At 43.2% G+C, this 3,766-nt stretch carries 5 protein-coding genes; 3 read left to right on the top strand and 2 right to left on the bottom strand.

The features are described 5' to 3' along the window. Positions 1-80 precede the first annotated feature (80 nt). Positions 81-437: a hypothetical protein gene (locus tag AB7U21_RS11185; protein WP_333787057.1), complete on the top strand. Its 357-nt coding sequence runs from the start codon at positions 81-83 to the stop codon at positions 435-437. 5 nt (positions 438-442) lie between these two features. On the opposite strand, the gene AB7U21_RS11180 is transcribed toward AB7U21_RS11185, so the two are convergent. After that, on the bottom strand, positions 443-604 hold the full coding sequence (locus AB7U21_RS11180; RefSeq protein ID WP_333787058.1) for a hypothetical protein: 162 nt from the start codon (positions 602-604) through the stop codon (positions 443-445). 52 nt (positions 605-656) lie between these two features. Next, positions 657-803 carry a hypothetical protein gene (locus tag AB7U21_RS11175; RefSeq protein WP_333787059.1) on the bottom strand — a complete coding sequence of 49 codons (147 nt, stop codon included), beginning with the start codon at positions 801-803 and terminating at the stop codon, positions 657-659. A 255-nt stretch (positions 804-1,058) separates the two neighbouring features. Here AB7U21_RS11175 and AB7U21_RS11170 point away from each other — a divergent pair, with 255 nt between their 5' ends. Both AB7U21_RS11170 and AB7U21_RS11165 read left to right on the top strand, forming a co-directional pair. Beyond that, on the top strand, positions 1,059-2,120 hold the full coding sequence (locus AB7U21_RS11170; RefSeq protein WP_333787060.1) for a DUF362 domain-containing protein: 1,062 nt from the start codon (positions 1,059-1,061) through the stop codon (positions 2,118-2,120). Positions 2,121-2,322: 202 nt separating this feature from the next. Continuing rightward, on the top strand, positions 2,323-3,766 hold a 1,444-nt coding region (locus AB7U21_RS11165), incomplete at its 3' end, for a DUF2193 domain-containing protein (RefSeq protein ID WP_428389089.1).

Raw genomic sequence — 3,766 nt, 5'->3', positions numbered from 1 at the left:
TCATAGAATAGTGTCAGGTCTCTGAGAATAGAACACAACATAATTATAGTACTTGTTTGTTGTCTTATTTGGTTTTTATCATGTCAGAGATAGTTCGCCACAAAAACAGTATTGAATTAACAAAAGACTGTAAGCACTGCGTCATTCTCGGAACCGTTGAGGATGTAGCGGATGAATATATCTTAAAGCTTGCACAATGGGCTACATCTCTATGGGATTATGAAAAAATAAAAATGTGGAAAAAATCCGATACATTGGCACCCGGCTATTATATAAGGATGGCCGAGAAGGGAACATACAAAGTACATGTGCTTGATGAAAGCATGATGAAAGACCTGTTTGACGGTGCACGGAAAGACAGTCCTGCAAGACTAAAGGATTGGGAGAAGAAAGAGCTCGTTGCCTATGTGGACTGGTATGTGGATGATATCTGCTAGTTGCGTCAGAAATTAATATCGTCCACACACGTAAAATACTCGACCGTCTTGAACCATTTTCTGCTAAGTTCAGAGGAATTGATGCTGACTGTTCCTTCTGATGCTGCAATATCTTTCTTTTTTCGTATAATGTTCGTGGGCCTGACCTTCCCAGCAGTGTTTTCCATTAATACGACACATCCTCAAAATTGTTGTTCTGACTAACTTCATTTCTGCACTTCACTTACCAAGTATTCCACCGATCATGAAACGGTAGGTCTCCATATCTTCAGTGGTGAAGGAACTTTCAATACGACCATTGATTATTGCGTGGAAACCATTTGTTTCACCACACTCTAATTTTTCCATTTTTACTCGCTTTTTCATTTATTTGCTCCAATTGTCTTTATACGTCCTATAGTATGTGGAAAGGGCATATATATTTTATCAAAATATTCTATATATCTTTTAAAAAAACATACGTGCTATATATGAGTATATTCATGGCTGCAATGAAAATAGAACAGTTTTGATGGAAAGCTATAGTTAAATTTACAGAACTTCTACCGCTGATATAACATATGTTTTTATATCGTTATGCCACAAAATATCTTTCGCTAGGTAGCTGAGGGAGGAAACAGTATGAGCAAAGTATTTTTTAGATCTGCTGCAGATGTAGGACCGACAAATACCCAGATTGACCAGATAAAGGAACTTTTCAGGAAAATAACTGCGGTTGAGGAAGGTGATCTTGTAGCCATCAAGATACATCCCGGAGAATACGGTAATACCACATATGTGCGTCCCGTCATAGTCCGTACGATCGCAGATCTTGTAAAAGAGGCCGGAGGAATACCATTCATTACAGATACCACTGTCCTTTACGGTGGAAAACGGTTCAACGGCGCTGACATGCTCTGGACCGCAGCCGTGAATGGCTTTACGTTCGGTAGTATGAACGCACCGTTCATTTCTGCAGATGGCCTGCTTGGGGATGACAGTGTGAAGGTACCCATAGGAGGGGAATATATAGACGAGATCACAGTAGCTTCTTCCATTGCAAAGGCTGATGCGATGATCATGATCTCACATTGTAAAGGCCATCCTGCATCAGGTTTCGGTGGTGCTGTGAAGAACCTGGGCATGGGATGTCTGGACAAGGAAGGCAAAGCAAAAGTGCACGCACCTGGTAAGCCGGACATTGATATTGAAAGCTGTACTGGCTGCAGCAAATGCATAAAAACATGTCCTTGGGATGCCATATCCCTGGAAAATGGCAAAGCTGCTGTCAATAAGGATCTTTGCAAAGGAGAATTATCATGTCTGGAATCATGCAGATTCGGAGCCATAGCACCTCCTGAGAACTGTACCAATGAAATACAGGCCCGTTTAGGGGAAGCTGCTTTGGGACCAGTCAAGCTCCTGCCCGGAAAGATAGGATATATCAACTGGGTATTTGATCTGACCCCTGGATGCGATTGTTTCAATTTTTCTGCTCCCGCTTTTGTAGGAAATGTGGGTATGCTTGCCTCAATGGACCCTGTTGCCATTGACAAGGCCAGCCTTGATCAGATCAATAAAAAAATAGGTGAAGAGGGCTGCATACACTCCATTAAGGATGTATGGGGTATTGATCCGATGATACATCTGGAATACGCTGCAAAGATAGGGGTTGGCAGCCTGGGATATTCCTTAGATATTTGAAATTCAACCTTTTTTATGAGCAGGGTTTATTATTTATACAACTTCCCACTATTTTTATAATGGGTGTTAGCAATTGAGTGAGGGTGCACATGGATGTGTCCATTTTATAAATGGATGATCTGTTTACCATTACAAATTGTTCATTGAGTGGAACTGCTACCTTCCTGTTGCAACAGCTACAAAAAAATACAGGGGTATGTGAATGAAAGAACTATACGATAAAATGGCCAAAGAAGCCATGGGTGCACAGAGAGCTGTAGTGAATACTATCAATGCAAAGAGGGGAACCACATTCAAGGTAAAGGATGCACAGCCTTATGTCGATGCTGTGAATAAAATGGAACCCATGGGCGAACAAGCCAAGTCGGTCTTTGCCCTTCATATGGATTCGGTTAACACACATTTCAACGTGCTTACCGGGCTTACTGACACTGTCAGGCCAGAAGATGATCCTTTTGTGGAACATTACCAGACACCGCCTATAATGGAGATCCTGTATGAGGAAGACCCTGCTTTCAGAAAATCCGTTGAAAAGTTCGTGGATGAGATAGGAAGGTCTGAAGCCCTTATTGGAAAAGAGTCAGTGCGCAGGTATGGAGGGTTCTATGGACCCACTTGTGTGGTAGACTTTGCATTTGTACCCGGAAGTACAAGTAATGTTGTCAACAGGATCCTGCAGAAAATGGATATACCACAGGATCACAAGCGTGCTATCCTTTCGTCAAAATCATGGGGCATGAACACTTCTTACGGAGTGGGAGCAAAGTTCCAGATGGCCATCGAGGAAGGTAAGACGCTATCCGAAGCTATGAAAGAAGAAATAGACATGCTGAAGATGGTCTATGATACGCCCACGGATGCCCAGGCCAGGCTCATGGACGAAGCCGGTCATACGTCCTTTGACGTGCGTAAATATATGGCACAGTATAAGGACAAGATGAGAAACACCGTAAAGGCTGCAATGGATGATGAAGTGTTCTATGGTAACATAGTCACGGTCCCTGCCTATGGAGTAGGTGATGTGGCGCATCACATATCCCAGTCCATGTTCAACATGACAAAGGACGATGTGGTCATGGCTGTGATCAATGCTGTTACTGAGGTAATGGAAGCTACAATGGAGAAAGCCAAAGGCAAATTCAGGAACGAATATTCTCCGCTCACCATAGCCACGGACGCAGCAGCTGCGGCGGCTACAAAGATCCTGTGGATGGATGGGTTCACCACTATGATGGTGCTGGACCTGCTGGTGAAGAGATTCCATAATCTAGTACTCACCAATCCCAAAAGAGGTGCTGCGGCAGAATTGCATAACGTTGACTTCATCGACCTGATAGAGAAAGGAGAAAGGATCATAGATCACAAGCCAAGAGGTGCTGGTTGTGTAATTCAGGGAATACCTATAGACCTGAGTCCCATAGAAAGAAATACAGTCCTCAATAACCCACAATGGTACACTTATCCGGCATGTGCCATCACAGTGAGGTTCTCTGCCCTGATGAGACTGGCTGATTTCCCATGTCTGCTTACCAGTGAACCAGTGACAGCAACTATGATGACTAACATAATATCTCTCCACAAGAAAGAACCACATTCCCCTGCAAGGGTCTGCAAGTTCTGTGCAGCCAACTACTTCGATTATAAAT

It is taken from the genome of Methanomethylovorans sp., from assembly GCF_050177135.1.
Taxonomy (GTDB): domain Archaea; phylum Halobacteriota; class Methanosarcinia; order Methanosarcinales; family Methanosarcinaceae; genus Methanomethylovorans.
The sequence above is the reverse complement of the archived record's forward strand: the minus strand, read 5'-3'. Positions and strand labels throughout refer to the sequence as shown.

What these genes read in the sequence shown, in the direction of transcription:
- AB7U21_RS11180 (WP_333787058.1), bottom strand. Translation starts at nt 604, where the DNA reads ATGGAAAACACTGCTGGGAAGGTCAGGCCCACGAACATTATACGAAAA.
- AB7U21_RS11170 (WP_333787060.1), top strand. Translation starts at nt 1,059, where the DNA reads ATGAGCAAAGTATTTTTTAGATCTGCTGCAGATGTAGGACCGACAAAT.
- AB7U21_RS11175 (WP_333787059.1), bottom strand. Translation starts at nt 803, where the DNA reads ATGAAAAAGCGAGTAAAAATGGAAAAATTAGAGTGTGGTGAAACAAAT.
- AB7U21_RS11185 (WP_333787057.1), top strand. Translation starts at nt 81, where the DNA reads ATGTCAGAGATAGTTCGCCACAAAAACAGTATTGAATTAACAAAAGAC.